General features: G+C 74.4%; 3 protein-coding genes. 2 read left to right on the top strand and 1 reads right to left on the bottom strand.

Going from position 1 to position 3,171, the window contains the following annotated elements; translation table 11 throughout:
• Positions 1-989: FAD/NAD(P)-binding protein (locus tag AXW62_RS07335; RefSeq protein WP_159060826.1), on the bottom strand; the 989-nt coding region annotated here is incomplete at its 3' end.
• 271 nt (positions 990-1,260) lie between these two features.
• Between AXW62_RS07335 and AXW62_RS07330 the strand changes: the two genes are divergently transcribed.
• On the top strand, positions 1,261-2,535 hold the full coding sequence (locus AXW62_RS07330) for a glucarate dehydratase family protein (RefSeq protein ID WP_060943775.1): 1,275 nt from the start codon (positions 1,261-1,263) through the stop codon (positions 2,533-2,535).
• Between the two features lie 229 nt (positions 2,536-2,764).
• The coding region (locus tag AXW62_RS07325) for a cellulase N-terminal Ig-like domain-containing protein (protein ID WP_289305993.1) at positions 2,765-3,171 on the top strand (407 nt) is incomplete at its 3' end.

Below are 3,171 nucleotides of genomic sequence, written 5' to 3'. Positions count from 1 at the left end.
CCGGCGGCCAGGATCCCCGCCAGCCGGTCCGCGGTGGCCGGGGCCATGCGGTGCCGGTGCACCTCCCACTGGCGGGCCTCGCCACGGATGAACCTGACCCGGTCCGACTCCGGCAGCCGCTGCCACAGCGCGGCGGTCAGCGGCCGCAGCCCGTCGATGGCCGGACGCCAGTCCCCGTGGCCACGCCGGGTCCGGGCCACATGGCGCAGGACCGCGCGGCGCAGGGCGTCCAGACCGGTGCATCCGGTGAGTCCGTCGGCCGGTGCCACGGGGGCGGCGGGGGCGGCGGCGTGGCCGTGGGGGAGCAGCCCGGAGCGGGACACGGCGTGGACCGTGCGGCCGTCCCGGGCCAGCGTCATGGCGATGTCCACCATCGTCAGACCGGTGCCCACCAGCAGGACATCGCGCCCTTCGGGGATCGTGTCGAGCGCTCCGGGGGCCCAGGGGTCGGCGACGAAGGCGTCGGAGTTCCGCAGTGCGGGCGGCGCCCAGCTCACGGACGGCGGGTGGCTGCCGGTGGCGAGGACCGCGGCGTCCACGGTCAGCTCCCGGCCACCGGCCGTCCGCAGTGCCAGCCGTCCGCTGGTACGGACGGCGCCGGCCACCCGGTCCCGCACCCTGACCACGGTCCCCGGCGCGGTGGCGGCCCGCTGCCGGAGGTGGTCGGCGAGGTAGCTGCCGTACAGATGGCGCGGGGCGTATCCCCCCGGAGCCACCCGGCCGTCGGCGTGCGCGGCCAGCCAGCGGGCGAAGTCGTCCGGGTCGTCGGCCGTGGCGCTCATCCGGGTGGCCGGCACGTTCAGCAGGTGGCGCTGGTCGGTCGTCGCGTAGGCCGGTCCGCGGCCGGTCGTCGGCGCCGGGTCGATGAGGGTGATCTCCAGCGGCAGGCGACATCGTGCGGCCAGCTCCAGCAGCCGGGCGGTGATGAGGGTGCCGGCCGCGCCGGCCCCGGCGACCGCGACGCTGCAGTGCGCCTTTCCACAGGTCATGGGCGAGTCTCCCGCTCCGTAAGTCGACTTTCCCTATAGGAACGCTAGGGAAAATACCTCACCGCACCGAGCGCGACGATCTCCGGCACAACACGACGTGGTCACGTCACCCCAACTGGTTGACGCCCGGGCGCCCCGGGATCGGCCGGTCGCGGTCCGGGCAGTGCCGAGGGCGAGGGGGAGGGCGGGGGCGGGGCGCCGGATCCGCCCCGGCCGCCGCCGCGGCGCAGGAGGTAGACGCCGGCGGTGGCCGGCGGCAGAATGGGCGCCGATGTTTGACGGAGCGCCCCTGCGTATCACGGATGTCACCATCACCCCCGTCGCCTTCCGCGACCCGGCCCTGCTCAATTCCGTCGGCGTCCACGAGCCCTTCGCGCTCCGCTCGATCGTGCAGGTCCACACCGACGCGGGCCTGACCGGACTCGGCGAGACCTACGCGGACGAGCTGCACCTGGAGCGCCTGGAGGCCGTCGGCCACGAGATCGTCGGACTGGACGCCTTCGCCACCGAGGAGCTGCACCAGCGCGTCAAGCGGGTCATCGACCGCGTGGGCGGCTCCGGGGGCTCCGGGCTCACCGGCATGATCACCACCAGCAGCACCGTCGACCGCGTGGCCTCGCCGTTCGAGGTCGCCCTCCTGGACCTCCAGGGCAAGGCCGTCGGGCGCCCCGTCAGCGATCTGCTCGGCGGCGCGGTGCGGTCCGCGGTCCCCTTCAGCGCCTACCTCTTCTACAAGTGGGCCGCCCACCCCGGCCAGGAGCCGGACTCCTGGGGCGAGGCGCTCGACCCCGACGCGCTCGTGGCCCAGGCCCGGCGGATGGTGGACACCTACGGCTTCACCGCGATCAAGCTGAAGGGCGGCGTCAGGCCCCCGGAGGAGGAGATCGAGGCCGTGCGGGCGCTGCGCCGCGCCTTCCCCGGCCATCCGCTGCGCCTGGACCCCAACGCCGTCTGGACGACCGAGACCTCGGTCAGGGTGGGGCGCGCGCTCGAGGGGGTGCTGGAGTACCTGGAGGACCCCACCCCCGGGATCGAGGGCATGGCCGCGGTCGCCCGTGAGGTCCCCATGCCGCTGGCCACCAACATGTGCGTGGTCGCCTTCGACGAACTGGCCCCCGCGGTGGCCGCCGACGCCGTCCAGATCGTGCTCTCCGACCACCACTACTGGGGCGGACTGCGCCGCTCCAAGCTGCTCTCCGGCATCTGCGACACCTTCGGCATGGGCCTGTCCATGCACTCGAACTCGCATCTGGGCATCAGCCTGGCCGCGATGACCCACCTGGCCGCGGCCACCCCGAACCTCACCTACGCCTGCGACACCCACTGGCCCTGGAAGACCGAGGACGTGATCGTGGACGGCGCGCTGAGGTTCGTGGACGGCGCGGTACCGGTGCCGAGCGCCCCCGGCCTCGGCGTGGAGCTCGACCCCGACGCCCTGGCGCGCCTGCATGAGAGGTACGTCCACTGCGGACAGCGCAACCGCGACGACACCGGGTACATGCGCCGCTTCGACCCGTCCTTCCGGGCGGACCTCGCCCGCTGGTAGCCCGCCGCCCAGGGGGCTCACCTGCCCGAATACCTCGATTGACGGAGGCCGGCCCCGGTCATCTGGGGTACCCGGATCTCGGCTGGTCGTACGAAGCCGCGGGCCAGGACCTCTCCATAGCCTCTGGAGGACGGAAAAGACGCCGAACCCCGGAAGTGCTGAAGTCTTGTCTCCCTCCGCTCCTCCCGTACCTCCCGCCCCCGACCGGACCGACCGCCGTGGCCGGCGCATGCTCGGCGCGGCGGTCACCGCGGCCCTGGCGCTCGGCGCGCTGACCGCGCCCGCGGCCGGGGCCGTGGGCCACCCCGCGCGGCATGGTGCCGAGACGGCCGCGCGGCACGGCGCCGAGACGGCCGCGCGGCACGGTGCCGAGACGGCCGCCCCCGCGGCCGACACCGGTTCGCCGGTGCGGGTGAACCAGGTCGGCTACCTGACCCACGGCCCCAAGAAGGGCACCGTCGTCACCGGCGCCACCAAGCCCCTGACATGGCGGCTGCGGGCCGCCGACGGCACCGTCCGGGCGAGCGGGACCACCACCCCCGCGGGGATCGACCCCAGCTCCCGGCAGCACGTCCACACCTTCGACTTCAGCGAGGTCACCGACGCGGGCGCGGGATACACCATCACCATCGGCGG

The organism is Streptomyces hygroscopicus subsp. hygroscopicus, from assembly GCF_001553455.1.
Classification (GTDB): Bacteria; Actinomycetota; Actinomycetes; order Streptomycetales; family Streptomycetaceae; genus Streptomyces; species Streptomyces hygroscopicus.
This window is presented reverse-complemented; position numbering and strand designations above follow the sequence as displayed.